Source organism: Xanthomonas cannabis (assembly GCF_040616535.1).
In the GTDB taxonomy this organism is placed as follows: Bacteria; Pseudomonadota; Gammaproteobacteria; order Xanthomonadales; family Xanthomonadaceae; genus Xanthomonas; species Xanthomonas cannabis.
On record NZ_CP136580.1, the window covers coordinates 782607 to 797506 of the forward strand.

The window sequence follows — 14900 nt, forward strand, 5'->3', positions numbered from 1 at the left end:
TCCAGGGCTTTTTGTTATTTCCTTCTCCCGCCGGGAAAAGGTGCCCGAAGGGCGGATGAGGGTACGGTCGCACGCAGAAGGAGGTGTTCCTGAGCGCAAAAAGTAAAAGCGCAGAGCCTGAAAAAAGCTGCTTTTATCGACCGCAGTGAGCGATGTTGCGGCTGAATGCCGCTACAGCGATGCGCCGTGCGAAACGCGCGGCATGTGATCAAAAATGCTTCAACCCACGCGCGATCCGCTCCACCGCCTGCTGCAGGCGTGGCAGGCTCTGCGTGTAGGCGATGCGTACGTGCTGGTTGGCGCGGTGGAAACCGAAGTCGATGCCGGGGGTGAATGCCACATGTTCGGTCTCCAGGAAGTGCGCGCAAAACGCCTGTGCATCGTCTGAAAATCCGCTGATGTCGGCATAGAGATAGAACGCGCCTTGCGGTTCGACGGCGATCGTGAAGCCTAGCTCGCGCAGGGCGGGCAGCAGGTAGTCACGACGTTGCTGGAACTGCGCGCGGCGCGCTTCGAAGATGGCGATGCTGTCCGGGGTGAAACACGCAAGCGCCGCGTGCTGCGCAATGGTGGAGGCGCTGATGTAGAGATTCTGCGCGAGTTTCTCCAGCTCCGGCACTGCGTCGGGCGGCGCGATCAGCCAGCCCAGCCGCCAGCCGGTCATGCCGAAGTACTTGGAAAAACTGTTCAGCACAAACGCGCTGTCGTCCACTTCCAGCACGCTGTGTGCGTCCAGCCCATAGGTCAGGCCATGGTAGATCTCGTCCACCACCAGATGCCCGCCATGTGCACGCACGGCATGCGACAACGCGGCCAATTGATCGCGTGACAGCACGCTGCCGGTGGGGTTTGCCGGCGAGGCGACCAGCGCACCTACGCTGTCGGTGTTCCAGCACGCGTCCACCAGGGCCGGGGTGAGCTGGTAGTCGCTGTCGGGCCCCACAGGCACCAGCTGCGCGGCACCTTCGACCAGGCGCAGGAAGTGCCGGTTGCACGGGTAGCCGGGGTCGGCGAGCAACCAGTGCTTGCTGGGGTCCACCAGCAGGCTGCTGGCCAGCAGCAGCGCACCGGAGCCGCCGGGGGTGACCAGGATGCGTTCCGGGTCGACGGTGCAGCCATAGCGTTGCGCATAAAACCCGGCAATCGCCTCGCGCAATGCGGGCAGCCCGCGTGCGGCGGTGTAGCGGGTATGCCCGGCGGCCAAGGCGGCCTGCCCGGCAGCCACGATCGGCGCGGCGGTGGTGAAGTCGGGCTCGCCGATTTCCAGGTGGATCACATCGTGACCTGCCTGTTCGAGTGCGTTGGCGCGGGCCAGCAGCGACATCACATGGAACGGGGCGATGTCCTGGCTGCGTCGGCTATACCCGGCCGCGGGCGAAAGCGTTGAGTTCATTGCGAAGATGATAGGCCAGCATGACCTAGGACACATGACGTCCGGCGACGGGCTCTTCCACACTCGGGCGCTGGGATGGCATTGCGTTCATCCGACGGACCCCAATCTGATGAAACCTGTCCTGACCTTGTTGATCGCCAGCCTGATGACCACAACCGCATCCTCTGCACTTGCCGCTCTCCCCACGCCGCCAGACGTCGCCAGGCACCCGCATGTGGTCAAGGCGCCGTTCGGTGCGACCCGCAACGACGACTACTACTGGCTGCGCGACGACAAGCGGCAGGACAAGGCGATGCTGGCCTACCTCAACGCCGAGAACGCCTACACCGACAAGGTGATGGCGCCGCTCAAGCCGCTGGAAGATACGCTCTACGGCGAGATCGTGGGGCGCATCAAGCAGGACGATGCCAGCGTGCCGTATCGCGAGCGTGGTTATTGGTATTACACCCGGTTCGAGGCCGGCAAGGATTACCCGATCCAGGCGCGCCGCAAGGGCAGCATGGAAGCGCCGGAAGAAATCCTGCTGGACGTCAATCAGATGGCGCAAGGCAAAGGCTACTTCAGCGTGGGCGAGGCGGAGGTCAGCCAGGACAACCGCATTCTTGCCTGGGCGGACGATGCGATCGGCCGCCGTCAGTACACGATCCGTTTCAAGAACCTGGACACCGGCGAGATCTATCCCGATACGGTGGAAGGCGTTGCGGCCAACCTGGTGTGGGCCGATGACAACAAGACGGTGTTCTATGTCGAAAACGACCCGGAGACGCTGCTGACCGTCCGCGTCAAGAAGCATGTGCTGGGCACTCCCGCCAAGGACGATGTGCTGGTCTACGAGGAAAAGGACGACAGCTTCTACATGGGCGTGGGCCGCACCCGCGACGACAAGTACATCACCATCGGCGTGGAAAGCACGGTGTCCTCAGAAACGCGTTACGCATTGGCGGCCAAGCCGGACACCTTCAAGGTGCTGGCCAAGCGCGAGCGCGATGTGGAATACAGCGCGGAACACTTCGATGGCCGTTGGGTGATCCGCACCAACGCCGATGGCGCCGAGAACTTCAAGCTGGTGACTGGACCGACCGACGCGACCACGCGTCAGCAGTGGACCGACTGGGTGGCACACGACGAGAGCGTGTACATCGAAAACTTCGAGTTGTTCGACGGCTTCACCGCCATCGAAGAACGCTCCGGCGGCCTGGAGCGTGTGCGCCTGCTCAAGCGCGATGGCAGCCATGAATACGTCAAGGCCGATGAGCCGGCATATTCGATGGGCCTGTCGGTCAATCCCGAGCCGGACACCGCGTGGCTGCGCTACAGCTACACCTCGTTGACCACGCCGGCGACCACCTACGAACTCAATACGCAGACCGGCGAACGCAAGCTGCTCAAGCAACAGCCGGTGATCGGCTACGACCCGGGCAAATACGTCACCGAGCGGGTCTGGGTGACCGCGCGCGACGGCGTCAAGGTGCCGGTGTCGCTGGTCTACAAGCAGGGCTTCAAGAAGGACGGCACCGCTGCGTTGTTCCAGTACGCCTACGGCAGCTACGGCATGTCCACCGACCCGGCGTTCAATCTGCCTGCAGTGAGCCTGCTCGATCGCGGCGTGGTGTATGCGCTGGCGCATATCCGTGGCGGCCAGGAGATGGGCCGCAAGTGGTACGACGATGGCAAGTTGCTGCACAAGAAGAACACCTTCAACGATTTCATCGACGTCACCCGCGGGCTGGTGGCGCAGGGGTACGCCGCCAAGGACCGGGTTGCGGCGTCCGGCGGCAGTGCCGGTGGGCTGTTGATGGGCGCGGTGGCCAACATGGCGCCACAGGACTATCGCGTGCTGGTGGCGCAGGTGCCGTTCGTCGATGTGGTGACCACCATGCTCGACGCCAGCATTCCGTTGACCACCAACGAGTACGACGAGTGGGGCAACCCGGAAGAGAAGGACTATTACGAATACATGCTGTCGTACTCGCCGTACGATAACGTGCGCAAGCAGGCGTACCCGGCGCTGTTCGTGGGCACCGGCTTGTGGGATTCGCAGGTGCAGTACTGGGAGCCGGCCAAGTGGGTGGCGAAGTTGCGCGATGACAATACCGGGACGCAGCCGATCGTGTTCCGCACCAACATGGAGGCGGGGCACGGTGGCAAGTCCGGGCGTTTCCGGCGCTACCGCGAACTGGCCGAGTCGTATGCGTTCGTGCTGGATCAGCTGGGCGTGAAGTGATCTGCGGGGCAAAACGACGCAACTGAGACTGCGGCTTGCATCCTTCTCCCGCCGGGAGAACGGGCCCGAAGGGCAGATGAGGGGAAGGTTGCGCAAAGGCATTGCAGCGATGCGATGACACGCGTCGTCTGAAGTTGTGAGTCCAGCCTTGAAGGCAGGGCTTGCGCTCGGCCTGGCGCGTCGGGCCGTGTGGCCGGGAGGACCGGTGCGATTCAATGCGGTGCGCCGGCACCTCGGGTCGGGACAGGCAGGACGCGCGGCTTGGCTGCGCTGGAGAGACCACCGTGGCCCGCTGTGGTCGTATCATTTGGCCATGACGCGACCGAACCGATTCCGCTGGGCCTGGTGGTTGCTGGCCTACGCCAGCCTGGCCACCGGCATCGTCGGCATCTTCGTGCCCGGGTTGCCGACCACCGTGTTTATCCTGATCTCTGCCTGGGCGGCGTCGCGTGGCTCCGAGCGGCTGCATGCGTGGCTGCTGTCGCATCCCCGCTTCGGGCCGGCGATCGTGGAATGGCAGACCTATCGCGCGGTCAGCCGCAAGGCCAAGTGGATGGCGACGCTGACCATGACGGTATGCGCCGGGATCATGCTGTGGTGCGTGCCGGTGTTCTGGGTGAAATGCCTGTCGATCGGCAGCATGGTGGTGGTGGCGATCTGGTTGTGGTTGCGTCCGGAGCCGCCGCCGCGGACGATGCCGGCGCCGCAGTGAGCGCACACGGCAGTCAGGGTGTTCTGGCTATACTCCGGTCCATGAGCATCATGTCCCGACCGTCTGTTCGTCTCGCACTGGTTGGTGCGACCTTTGTCCTGCTTGCCGCCTGCGGCAACAAGGGCCCGCTGGTGATGCCGCAGAAGCCGGTGCCGGTGGAAGCCCAACCGGTGCCGCAGCCGCCGGATGCGCCGCAACCGCTGGATGAGTCGACGCCGGCACCTGCGCCGGTGCAGACCGAGCCCAAGCCCGCCCCCACCACCGACCAGCCCGCTAGCAGCGGCAATGAGCGCTGACGGTCGCAGCGCGCGTCTGCGTTTCACCAAGATGCATGGCGCCGGCAACGATTTCGTGGTGCTGGATCTGCGCGACGGGGCGCCACCACCGGACGCCGCATTGGCCGCGCGGCTGGCCGACCGGCATTTCGGTGTGGGCTGCGACCAGATCCTGACCATCGAAGCCCCGCGTAGCGACGGCGCCGTGGCGGCCTATGGCATCTGGAATTCCGATGGCTCGCCGGCGCGCCAATGCGGCAACGGCGCGCGCTGCGTCGCGGCCTGGCTGGTGCGTGACGGCACCGCCCAGGGCGAGCGCTTCGTCATCGACAGCCCGGTCACCGCGCATGCGGTCGAGCGCGTGGACGCCGGCACCTACGCGGTGGCCATGGGCGTGCCGCAGTTCGAGCCGTCCCGCATCCCGCTGGCAGGGTTTGCACATGCGCGCGAGGAATATGCGTTGCCGGTGCACGGCGAGACGGTGCGCTTTGGCGCGGTCTCGATGGGCAATCCGCACGCCGTGCTGGAGGTGGGACGCGTGGATGCTGCACCGGTGGAGCGCCTGGGCAGCTTGTTGCAGCAGAACGCTGCCTTCCCCGATTCGGTCAACGTCGGCTTTGCGCAGGTGGTGGACCCCACGCATGTGCGGTTGCGCGTATTTGAACGCGGCGTCGGCGAAACGCTGGCCTGCGGAAGCGGGGCATGTGCCGCGGCGGTGGTGCTGATGCAGCGCGGCCGCGTGGAGCGCGACGTACGTGTATCACTGCCCGGAGGCGAGCTGCGCATTCGCTGGCCCGGCGATCAGGACGAGGTGGTGATGTCCGGCCCGGCCGTGTTCGTCTTCGATGGAGAATGGAACTGATGAGTGACAACACGGACAAGTTCGGTGCGCACGAGGTCGCAACGTGGTTGCGTCGTCATCCCACCTTCCTCAAGCAGTTCCCGGATCTGGCCGTAAGCCTGCTGGTGCCGCGCGACGACGGCCCCACTGCCTCGCTGGCGACCTATCAGCTGGAAGTGCTGCGCGACAAGAACCGCGAGCTGTCGCGACGCCTGCACGAGCTGGGCAGCAATGCGCAGATCAACGAGCGGCTGGCGGTACGCACGCACCAGTTGACGCTGGCGTTGATGCGCCAGACCAGCGCAGCCGACACGCTCAAGGCAATGGCGGCCTCGCTGGCGGAAGATTTCAACGGCGAACTGGTGCGGCTGGTGTTGCTCAAGCCGGTTGCTGCGCTGGAGGCAGACTGGCTGCAGGTCATCGCCGCCGACGATGCGCGGCTGGCCCCGTTTCGCGATTGCCTGAGCGATGGCGAGCCGATCTGCGGCCGCCTGCAGGCCGACAAGCACGCGCTGCTGTATGCCGACCAAGCGGGCGAGGTGCAATCCACGGCGTTATTGCCGTTGCCGGGCATCGGCCTGATCGCTGTCGGCAGTAGCGATGCCAACCGGTTCTATCCCGGCATGGGCACCTTGTTCCTGCGCATGATGGGCGAGTCGCTCGGCGTGGCGCTGCAGCGTTTCGACGCGTGATGCCGGTCGCGCGCCGCATCGTGTTGCGGTTGCGGTGCAACGCAGCGTCGATGGCGCGGCAAGGGGGTGGCTGAAGTGTCGTCGTCGGTGGATGCCTTCCTGTCGTACCTGCAGGTCGAACGCCAGGTCTCGGCACATACGCTGGATGCCTACCGGCGCGATCTTGCGGCCTTGCTGGGCTGGGCGGCCGAACAGCACGGCGACGGCGCGCCTGTCGAGGTTGCGCAGCTCGATAGCGCGCAGCTGCGGCAGTTCGTGGCGGCCGAGCATCGGCGCGGCCTGTCGGCCAAGAGCCTGCAGCGGCGCTTGTCCGCCTGCCGCAGTTATTACGCGTGGTTGCTCAAGCATGGCCGCATCGCGGCCAGCCCGGCAGCGGCGTTGCGCGCGCCTAAGGCGCCGCGCAAGTTGCCGCAGGTGCTCGACGCCGACGAGGCGGTGCGGCTGGTCGAAGTTCCCACCGATGCGCCACTGGGCCTGCGCGACCGTGCGCTGCTGGAGCTGTTCTATTCGTCCGGGCTGCGCCTGAGCGAACTCTGCGCGTTGCGTTGGCGCGACCTGGATCTGGCCAGCGCACTGGTGATGGTGCTGGGCAAGGGCGGCAAGCAGCGGCTGGTACCGGTGGGTTCGCATGCGATTGCGGCATTGCGCGCGTGGCAGCGCGACAGCGGCGGCCGCGCGGACACGTATGTCTTCCCAGGGCGCGCGGGCGGTGCGATTTCGCAACGCGCGGTGCAGATCCGCATCAAGCAACTGGCGGTGCGCCAGGGCATGTTCAAGGACGTGCACCCGCATATGCTGCGGCATAGTTTCGCCAGCCACATCCTCGAATCGTCCGGCGACCTGCGAGGTGTGCAGGAATTGCTCGGGCATTCGGACATCGCCACCACGCAGATCTACACGCATCTGGATTTCCAGCACCTGGCCAAGGTCTACGACGCCGCGCATCCGCGTGCGAAGCGTAAGAAAGCGCCCGAGTGAGCGCTGGGGTGTGTGATGTCAGTGACATCGCTGCATGATTGGCTGATGCAACTGATCTGGCTAATGCAGCGGCGAGCCGTCCATTAGCGGCGGCGGGCGCGTTCTGGAGAAGGGGCTAGGTGGCCAGCGCGTTGGCATGGCCTCACTGTTTGCTTTCGGAGCGAGTGCGGCGCGCGTCCTGTTGAGGCAGTCGATCGCCGTGTCGCGACGCTTCTCTGTGTCGCGTGCCCGCGTCGCTTCGTCGCAGCGCGCTTGAACCCGGCAGGGGCGTCCCCACCTCTTTGGAAACCCCCGGAGGACCCATGGATCCCAGCCAGAACCCCAACATCGTTCACGCCACCACCATCATTTCGGTTCGGCGTGGTGGGCATGTCGCCGTCGCGGGCGATGGTCAAGTCACGCTCGGCCATACGGTCATGAAGGGCAACGCGCGCAAGGTGCGCCGTCTCGGCCGCGAAGGTCAGGTGCTGGCGGGTTTTGCCGGTGCGGCCGCCGATGCCTTCACCCTGTTCGAACTGTTCGAAGCCAAGCTCGACAAGCACGGTCAGCTGACCCGCGCCGCCGTGGAACTGGCCAAGGACTGGCGCACCGAGCGCCGCCTCGGCAAGCTCGAAGCGTTGCTTGCGGTGGCCGACAAGGAGACTTCGCTGATCATCAGCGGCACCGGTGATGTGATCGAACCGGAAGACGGCATCATCGCCATCGGTTCCGGCGGTTCTTACGCCCTGTCGGCCGCACGCGCGCTGCTGGCGCATACCGAACTGGACGCCAAGACGATTGCCGTCGAAGCAATCAATATCGCGGGCGATATCTGTATCTACACCAATCGCAATGTGGTGGTTGAAGAGCTGTGAATCGGAGTGGGGAATCGGGAATCGCAACAGCGGTTTCGTCTCCACTCCAATGACATAGGCTTTTGAGTGCCTCCACGCTTCCCCATTCCCAATTCTCGATTCCCCAATGCCAAATCCCGATACTTCAACCATGACTCCGCGCGAAATCGTGCAGGAGCTCGATCGTCATATCGTTGGCCAGCACGACGCCAAGCGCGCGGTCGCCATCGCGCTGCGTAACCGCTGGCGCCGCATGCAGTTGCCGGAAGAACTGCGCAACGAGGTGATGCCCAAGAACATCCTGATGATCGGTCCGACAGGTGTCGGCAAGACCGAGATTGCACGACGTCTTGCAACGCTGGCCAACGCACCGTTCGTCAAGGTCGAAGCCACGCGCTTTACCGAAGTAGGCTACGTCGGCAAGGACGTGGAGCAGATCATCCGCGACCTGGCCGACACCTCGGTCAAGCTGTATCGCGAGCAGGCCAAGGTGCGCGTGCGCAACCAGGCCGAGGAACGCGCCGAAGACCGGATCCTGGATGCGCTGCTGCCGCGCCGTGCGGCCGGCATCGGGTTCGACCCGGAAGCGGCACGTAACGAGCCGTCGTCGCAGGACAACGAGACCCGCATCAAGTTCCGCCGCATGCTGCGCAACGGTGAGCTGGACGAGCGCGAGATCGAGCTGGAAGTGGCCGTCAATGCCAGCATGGACATCATGACCCCGCCAGGCATGGAGGAAATGGGCCAGCAGCTGCGGCAGATGTTCGCCAATATCGGCGGCGGCAAGTCGCAGAAGCGCAAGCTCACCATCAAGGCCGCGCGCCCACTGTTGATCGAAGAAGAGGCCGGCAAGCTGGTCAACGAGGACGACGTGCGCACCGCGGCGATCGAGGCCTGCGAGCAGCATGGCATCGTGTTCATCGATGAGATCGACAAGGTGGCCAAGCGCGGCGAAGCCGGCTCCAACGGCGGCGATGTCAGCCGCGAAGGCGTGCAGCGCGATCTGCTGCCGCTGGTGGAAGGCTCCAACGTGTCCACCAAGTACGGCACGGTCAAGACCGACCACATCCTGTTCATCGCCTCCGGCGCATTCCATTTGGCCAAGCCCAGCGACCTGATTCCGGAGCTGCAGGGCCGCTTCCCGATCCGGGTGGAATTGACCGCGCTGACCAAGGCCGATTTCGTGCGCATCCTCACCGAGCCCAAGGCGGCGTTGATCAAGCAGTACGAAGCCCTGCTGCAGACCGAGGGCGTGCACCTGAGCTTTGGCGCAGATGCGGTGGAGCGCCTGGCCGAGATTGCCGCACAGGTCAACGAGCGCCAGGAAAACATCGGCGCGCGCCGGCTGCACACGGTGCTGGAGCGCCTGCTCGATGTGCTGAGCTACGAGGCACCGGATCGTGACGGGCAGAGCGTCACCGTCGATGCGGCCTATGTCGATGCGCAGCTCGGCGAGCTGGTACAGGACCCGGACCTGAGCCGCTACATCCTCTGATCGCAGCGCAGCTGCGCGCAGGTGTCGAATGCAATGCATGGATGGTAGTCCGCATCCATGCATTGCAAGCATGGCAGGGACGCATCACAGGATGATGCAAGCGAGCTGCATCCTGTCAGATACAGCCGAACGCCGAGTCGGTCGAGGGCGCGGCGCCCTTACCGCTTGCGGGACACGCCATGAATCCATCCTTGGAGGCTCGGTGGCGGCATCCATGCCGCCACACGGTCCCGCAAGCGGCGAGGACACCGCACCAGACAGTTGGTCGGCGCTCATCTAAAAAAGCTGTCCGTCGTCTGGTGTGCATCAGACCTGTAGCCGATGCTTCAACGATCGAACAAGGCGCATCAAGCACCGCTCTACCATGCATACCGACCATCTCGACTGGTCCTTGCCCGGCCACCGTCGCGGGACCCTGAGCGGCATGGATGCCGCGCCGGAGCCTACATGGACGTACTTGCGGCGTGTCTCGCGATGGTGGCCGGGCAAGGGCCCTGCAGCCAGCTTGCAGATCACTCCCTGCAACGACCCCTGCAACGACGGCTCAGATCATCGCCTCTGCAATGGCCCCGCACCTTGGCAGCCGCCTGCACTGCACAGCCAACCTGCTAAATCCGGCAAACCGCTCAGTCCTCGCCGATGTCCTCGTTCCACACATCCGGGTTGGCGGAAATATAGCCACCGAGCAGATCGATGCATTCCTGGCTCTGCAGGTCGATGACAGTGACGCCATGTTCGCGCAGCCAGGACACACCGCCCTGGAAGGTGACCGACTCGCCGACCACCACGGTGCCGATGTTGAACTGGCGCACCAAGCCGCTGCAGTACCAGCATGGCGCCAAGGTGGTGACCATGATGGTGTCCTTGTAGCGGCGCTGGCGGCCGGCCTTGCGGAAGGCATCGGTTTCGCCATGCACGGACGGGTCGTTTTCCTGCACGCGGCGGTTATGGCCGCAGCCGAGCAGGCGCCCGTCGTTGTGATACAGCGCTGCACCGATCGGGATGCCGCCTTCCGCCAGGCCCTGGCGGGCCTCGGCAATGGCGGTGTCGAGCAGGGCGCGGTAGTCGGGGGTGGTGATCATGCGGACTCCAGGGTGGCCGCGCCGGCAGGGCGCAGCATGTCGAGATGGGGAATGCCGTCTTCCAGATACTGCGCCGATGAGGGCACAAATCCGTGGGCGGCGTAGAAGGCCTGCAGGTGGGCCTGCGCACCCAGTTGAATCGCGCTGCCGGGCCAGTGCGCGTGCACCAGCCGGATGCCTTCGCGTAGCAGCGCGTGGGCCAGGCCGGTGCCGCGCTGTGCGCCGGCGACGACCACGCGGCCGATGCTGGGCTCGGGGTAACTCAGCCCCGGTGGCAGCACACGCAGGTAGGCGGCCAGCTCTCCGGTCTGCGTGCTGCCCAGCACATGCAGCACGCCCGGCTCGGTGTCCTTGCCATCCAGCTCGGGATAGGCGCACTGCTGTTCCACCACGAAGACATCCGTGCGCAGCCGCAGCAGCGCATACAACTGCACGGTGCTCAGCTGCGCAAAGCGCAGGTGCTGCCAGTGCAGGGGTGGCGTTGGCATGGAGGGCATGGGTGCATGATAGCGGCTGCTCCGCCTGCGGGCGGTAAGTGGGTGCGGCGCATGGGTGCTGCGCCGGCGACCGAAACGCTCTGCACTGCAGTGCACGCATCTGGGTCCGCACGCCGTGCCTGTGCAAGCGCGGTGCCGTCAGCCGCGCTCAGTCGCCCGCGCTGGCGGTATCGACCGCGACCACCACCGACATGCCCGGGCGCAGCCGCGGTGCCAGCGCCTGGCCGGGGTCGACGCTGATCCGTAGTGGAATGCGCTGGGCGATCTTGACGAAGTTGCCGGTGGCGTTATCGGCCGGCAGCACGCTGAATTCCGAGCCGGCGGCCGGCGAGATCTCCTGCACGCGGCCATGCAGGCGTGCGTTGTCCAGTGCGTCCACGGTGAAGCTGGCGCGCTGGCCCACGCGGATCTCTGCCATCTGGGTTTCCTTGAAGTTGGCCACGACCCACAGCGTGTCCGGCACCAGCGACATCAGTTGGGTGCCGTTGGTGACGTAGGCGCCCTGGCGCACGCCGAGCTGACCAAGCTGGCCATCGCGCGGGGCCACGATGCGGGTATTGTCCAGATTGATCTGCGCCAGCTGCAGGGCGGCCTGTGCATTGGCAACGGCCGCCTCCAGCGCGGCGCGATTGACGGTGACGCTGCGCGCGTTTTCTTCGGCTGCCTGCACGGCAGCACGGGCCTGGGTGACGCCGGCATCGGCCTGCGCGCGTGCGGCAAAGGCCGTGTCGCGGTCCTGCTCGGAAACCAGCTTCTGGCTGGCCAGCTGTTGCGCACGCGCATACGCCGAGCGGGTACGGTCGCGCTGCGCCTGATTGCTGCTCAGCGCCGCACGTTGTTCGGCAATGGTGGCCTCGGCGCTATGCCGCTGCTGCTCCCAGTTGGTCAGGTTGGCCTGTGCGGTCTGCACTTGCGCCCTGGCCTGTTCGAGTTGCTGGGCGTAGATGCGGTCGTCGATGGTGGCCAGCAACTGGCCGTGTTTGACGTGGGCGAAGTCCTGCACCGGCACGTCGGTGACGTAACCGCTGACCTGCGGCGCGATGACGGTGATCTGGCCATGCACCATGGCATTTTCGGTGCGCTCCACGGCACTGACGAACGGCGGCAACTGCCAGGCGTAGAGCACCAGCGCCACGCCGATCAAGGCGAGCCCGCCAAAACCAATCGCGCCGGTGATGCGCCGGCGGCGCCGGCGTTGCTGATCGGCGACGGAGGGAGCTTCGGCAGGTGTATTCATGGGCGCACAGGAGAGGCAGGAGAAGGAGACGGCACGGACGGGCGCAGATAACGCCGCCACACCAGCACGGACAGGATCCACAGCCCGGTGGCGATGGCAATGCAGCCGATCAGCAGGAACACATCGTTGTAGGCCAGCACATTGGCTTCGCGCGTGGCCACGCTGCCCAGTGCACGCACGCCCTGCGCCTGGCGCAGCGCCGGGTCGCCGATGGCGCGCCCGTAGACATTGGCGTATGCCTGCACGCGCGCGGCCACTTGCGGGTCGGTCAGCACCAGGTGCTCGACCAACTGGCTGGAATGGTATTTCTCGCGTACCACCTGCACGGTGCCGAGCAGGGCGCTGCCGAGCAACCCGCCCATGTTCTGTGCCATGCCGAACAGCACGATGAAGCTGATCAGGTTGCCCGGTTGCGCAATGACCCGCCCGATCCCGGCCACCATGGCCGGGCCGATGAAGAACGTGCTGCCGAAGGCGAGCAGGAACTGGCTGACGTACATCTGTTCGGGGCGGGTGAGGCTGGTGGCGTCGGCGTCCATGAAGCAGCCGATGCAGATGGCGGCCACCGCGATGATCAGGTGTTCGGCAACCCGCGCCGGGTTGATCAGCCACGCGCTGGCGGCCACGCCCACCACCGCGCCCAGCAGCATCAGCGCAAACAGCGTCTGCAGCTGCACGTTGGCCAGGCCCAGGGTCTGGAAGAAGCCGATCGCGCCGGTGCTCTGTTCCGACAGCACCAGGCGGATCAGCAGGATGGCCAGCCCCAGCCGCAGCATGTCCGCGCTGGCCAGCCAGCGCGTGTTGATCATCGGGTTGCGGCGGTTGTGTTCGATCCACGCCGCCAGGCACAGCAGCACGATCGAGGCCGCCAGCACCACGCCCAGCCACGGCGTACTGGTCCACCACAACAGCCGGCCCAGCGACAGCACCGCCGCCAGACCGGCCGCACCGGCGGCGAACAGGCTGAAGGTGAGGAAATCCAGCGGCTCGAATACCCGGTAACGGTCGCCCGGCGGCAGCTTGAGCGCCAGCACGCAGGCCAGCGCAAACACCGCCAGCCCGAACTCGAACAGATACAGCCCCTGCCACTGGCCGAATTCCAGCAGGTCGGTGGAAAACACCCGCGCCAGCGGCAACGCCAGCTGGGTGACGCCCAGCCCCAGCACCACGGCCTTGAGCCGGTATCTGCCCGGAAACGCCTGGATCACGTAATACAAGCCCAACGAGCTGAGCGCGGCGCCGACCAGGCCGTGGGCGGCACGCACGGTGATCGCCGAGCTCAGGCTGTGCACGAACAGATGCGCCAGTGCGATGGCCGCATACAGGGCCAGGAAGATCTCGGTGAAGCGGCCCAGCCCGAACTGCTGGCGAAACTTCACCAACAACAGGTTCGCCGACATGTTGGTCATCACATAGGCGGCCGGCAGCCAGGCCATTTCGGTGGCGTAGGCGCCCAGCGCGCCCTGCAGGTAGGGCAGGTTGGCGGTGACCAGCGCATTGCTCAGGCCCCCGGTCAGCGCCACCACCACGCCGACCAGGCCGTACTGGATGCGGCGCCGGGTGGGGTGCAGCGGGGTGGAGGCCGAGCCCGGCAGGGTGGGCCTTTCGTGGGGCTGCCAGTCGCGCTGGGCGTACTTGTCACGCACGCAATGCTCGCAGGGCAGGGGCGGAAGAGTGCGCGATTGTGGTCCGGTTGCGGTCATGGTGGCGTCAGCAGTGCGATAATCCGCCCATGAGCGAATCCCCCTATACCTCCGGTACCACCCATTTCGGCTTTCGCGATGTCGCTGCCAAGGACAAGCAGAAGCTGGTCGGCGAAGTGTTCACCTCGGTCGCGCGCAACTACGACCTGATGAACGACCTGATGAGCCTGGGCGTCCATCGCGCATGGAAACGCTACTTCGTGGCGACCGCGCAGGTGAAGCCGGGCGACCGCGTGCTGGACCTGGCCGGCGGCACCGGCGACATCGCCGTGCTGCTCAAGGAGCGCGTGGGCGAAGAAGGCGCGGTGGTGCTGGGCGACATCAATGCCGGCATGCTGTCGGTGGGCCGCGACCGGCTCACCAACCGCGGGCTGGTGTCCGGGTTCGACTACGTGCAATGCAACGCCGAAGCGCTGCCGTTCCCGGACCAGAGTTTCGACCTGGTGACCATCTCCTTCGGCCTGCGCAACGTCACCGACAAGGACGCTGCACTGCGCGAGATGTACCGCGTGTTGAAGGTGGGCGGGCAGGCGCGCGTTCTTGAGTTTTCCGAAGTGACCGCCGACTGGTTCAAGCCGATCTACGACTTCCATTCGTTCAAGATCCTGCCCAGGCTGGGCCAGCTGTTCGCGCGTGATGCCGACAGCTACCAGTACCTGGCCGAAAGCATCCGCAAGCACCCGCCGCAGGAGTCGCTCAAGGGCATGATGGGCGAGGCCGGATTCGCGCGTTGCCATTACAAGAATCTGACCGGCGGCATCGTGGCCATCCACTCCGGTTACAAGATCTGACCACGCGCGCCGGGCCGCCGAGGCGGCGCATGCATCGCGTGCCGCGGTCTGGATGAGCTCGCGCCGCTTGGGTTCGCTTGGCGCGCCCTGGTTGCTTGCACAGGTGTGCGCACCAGCGGATTTCTGGGACGTTCGTCGCGTTGGCTC

14 protein-coding genes and 1 pseudogene are annotated in these 14900 nt (G+C 65.6%); 9 read left to right on the forward strand and 6 right to left on the reverse strand.

Annotated features, from left to right (window positions below):
• Positions 1 to 208 precede the first annotated feature (208 nt).
• Complete coding sequence (locus RZV17_RS03275) at positions 209 to 1393, reverse strand: pyridoxal phosphate-dependent aminotransferase (protein WP_104579170.1); 1185 nt, start codon at positions 1391 to 1393, stop codon at positions 209 to 211.
• A gap of 109 nt (positions 1394 to 1502) precedes the next feature.
• Between RZV17_RS03275 and RZV17_RS03280 the strand changes: the two genes are divergently transcribed.
• The 8 genes from RZV17_RS03280 (at position 1503) to hslU (ending at position 9443) form a co-directional block, all read left to right on the forward strand.
• Positions 1503 to 3617 carry a S9 family peptidase gene (locus RZV17_RS03280; RefSeq protein WP_355607208.1) on the forward strand — a complete coding sequence of 705 codons (2115 nt, stop codon included), beginning with the start codon at positions 1503 to 1505 and terminating at the stop codon, positions 3615 to 3617.
• Positions 3618 to 3930: 313 nt separating this feature from the next.
• The gene (locus RZV17_RS03285; RefSeq protein WP_039565531.1) at positions 3931 to 4329 is read left to right on the forward strand and encodes a YbaN family protein; all 399 of its coding nucleotides are present in this window, start codon (positions 3931 to 3933) and stop codon (positions 4327 to 4329) included.
• Between the two features lie 41 nt (positions 4330 to 4370).
• Positions 4371 to 4625, forward strand: a complete 255-nt coding sequence (locus RZV17_RS03290; RefSeq protein WP_166752988.1) for a lipoprotein — start codon at positions 4371 to 4373, stop codon at positions 4623 to 4625.
• A complete protein-coding gene (gene dapF / locus RZV17_RS03295; protein ID WP_166752989.1) occupies positions 4615 to 5466 on the forward strand; it encodes a diaminopimelate epimerase in 852 nt (283 codons plus the stop codon). Before RZV17_RS03290 ends, dapF begins: the two co-directional genes overlap by 11 nt.
• Positions 5466 to 6137: a DUF484 family protein gene (locus tag RZV17_RS03300; RefSeq protein WP_047697298.1), complete on the forward strand. Its 672-nt coding sequence runs from the start codon at positions 5466 to 5468 to the stop codon at positions 6135 to 6137. The genes dapF and RZV17_RS03300 overlap by 1 nt, the downstream gene beginning before the upstream one ends.
• Before the next feature lie 75 nt (positions 6138 to 6212).
• Positions 6213 to 7115 (forward strand): tyrosine recombinase XerC, encoded by a 903-nt coding sequence (xerC, locus tag RZV17_RS03305; protein WP_355609150.1) that lies wholly within the window; start codon positions 6213 to 6215, stop codon positions 7113 to 7115.
• 302 nt (positions 7116 to 7417) lie between these two features.
• A complete protein-coding gene (gene hslV / locus RZV17_RS03310) occupies positions 7418 to 7969 on the forward strand; it encodes an ATP-dependent protease subunit HslV (protein WP_047697213.1) in 552 nt (183 codons plus the stop codon).
• A gap of 106 nt (positions 7970 to 8075) precedes the next feature.
• On the forward strand, positions 8076 to 9443 hold the full coding sequence (gene hslU / locus RZV17_RS03315) for an ATP-dependent protease ATPase subunit HslU (RefSeq protein WP_047697211.1): 1368 nt from the start codon (positions 8076 to 8078) through the stop codon (positions 9441 to 9443).
• 158 nt (positions 9444 to 9601) lie between these two features.
• Here hslU and RZV17_RS03320 read toward each other — a convergent pair.
• The 5 genes and pseudogenes from RZV17_RS03320 to RZV17_RS03340 form a co-directional block, all read right to left on the reverse strand.
• Positions 9602 to 9873, reverse strand: a pseudogene (locus tag RZV17_RS03320) (hypothetical protein).
• Positions 9874 to 10069: 196 nt separating this feature from the next.
• Positions 10070 to 10525, reverse strand: a complete 456-nt coding sequence (locus RZV17_RS03325) for a nucleoside deaminase (RefSeq protein WP_016903626.1) — start codon at positions 10523 to 10525, stop codon at positions 10070 to 10072.
• Positions 10522 to 11022 carry a GNAT family N-acetyltransferase gene (locus RZV17_RS03330; RefSeq protein ID WP_355607213.1) on the reverse strand — a complete coding sequence of 167 codons (501 nt, stop codon included), beginning with the start codon at positions 11020 to 11022 and terminating at the stop codon, positions 10522 to 10524. Before RZV17_RS03330 ends, RZV17_RS03325 begins: the two co-directional genes overlap by 4 nt.
• Before the next feature lie 148 nt (positions 11023 to 11170).
• The gene (locus RZV17_RS03335; protein WP_355607217.1) at positions 11171 to 12259 is read right to left on the reverse strand and encodes an HlyD family secretion protein; all 1089 of its coding nucleotides are present in this window, start codon (positions 12257 to 12259) and stop codon (positions 11171 to 11173) included.
• Entirely contained in the window at positions 12256 to 13905 is a 1650-nt protein-coding gene (locus RZV17_RS03340; protein ID WP_355607220.1) for an MFS transporter, read from the reverse strand. Before RZV17_RS03340 ends, RZV17_RS03335 begins: the two co-directional genes overlap by 4 nt.
• 86 nt (positions 13906 to 13991) lie before the next feature.
• Between RZV17_RS03340 and ubiE the strand changes: the two genes are divergently transcribed.
• On the forward strand, positions 13992 to 14753 hold the full coding sequence (gene ubiE, locus RZV17_RS03345; protein WP_039413099.1) for a bifunctional demethylmenaquinone methyltransferase/2-methoxy-6-polyprenyl-1,4-benzoquinol methylase UbiE: 762 nt from the start codon (positions 13992 to 13994) through the stop codon (positions 14751 to 14753).
• The last annotated feature ends 147 nt before the right edge of the window (positions 14754 to 14900 follow it).

Bases quoted from the DNA above. Each gene is read 5' to 3' on its own strand.
- RZV17_RS03275 (WP_104579170.1), bottom strand. From the start codon at position 1,393: ATGAACTCAACGCTTTCGCCCGCGGCCGGGTATAGCCGACGCAGCCAG.
- RZV17_RS03280 (WP_355607208.1), top strand. From the start codon at position 1,503: ATGAAACCTGTCCTGACCTTGTTGATCGCCAGCCTGATGACCACAACC.
- RZV17_RS03285 (WP_039565531.1), top strand. From the start codon at position 3,931: ATGACGCGACCGAACCGATTCCGCTGGGCCTGGTGGTTGCTGGCCTAC.
- RZV17_RS03290 (WP_166752988.1), top strand. From the start codon at position 4,371: ATGAGCATCATGTCCCGACCGTCTGTTCGTCTCGCACTGGTTGGTGCG.
- dapF (WP_166752989.1), top strand. From the start codon at position 4,615: ATGAGCGCTGACGGTCGCAGCGCGCGTCTGCGTTTCACCAAGATGCAT.
- RZV17_RS03300 (WP_047697298.1), top strand. From the start codon at position 5,466: ATGAGTGACAACACGGACAAGTTCGGTGCGCACGAGGTCGCAACGTGG.
- hslV (WP_047697213.1), top strand. From the start codon at position 7,418: ATGGATCCCAGCCAGAACCCCAACATCGTTCACGCCACCACCATCATT.
- hslU (WP_047697211.1), top strand. From the start codon at position 8,076: ATGCCAAATCCCGATACTTCAACCATGACTCCGCGCGAAATCGTGCAG.
- RZV17_RS03325 (WP_016903626.1), bottom strand. From the start codon at position 10,525: ATGATCACCACCCCCGACTACCGCGCCCTGCTCGACACCGCCATTGCC.
- RZV17_RS03330 (WP_355607213.1), bottom strand. From the start codon at position 11,022: ATGCCCTCCATGCCAACGCCACCCCTGCACTGGCAGCACCTGCGCTTT.
- RZV17_RS03335 (WP_355607217.1), bottom strand. From the start codon at position 12,259: ATGAATACACCTGCCGAAGCTCCCTCCGTCGCCGATCAGCAACGCCGG.
- ubiE (WP_039413099.1), top strand. From the start codon at position 13,992: ATGAGCGAATCCCCCTATACCTCCGGTACCACCCATTTCGGCTTTCGC.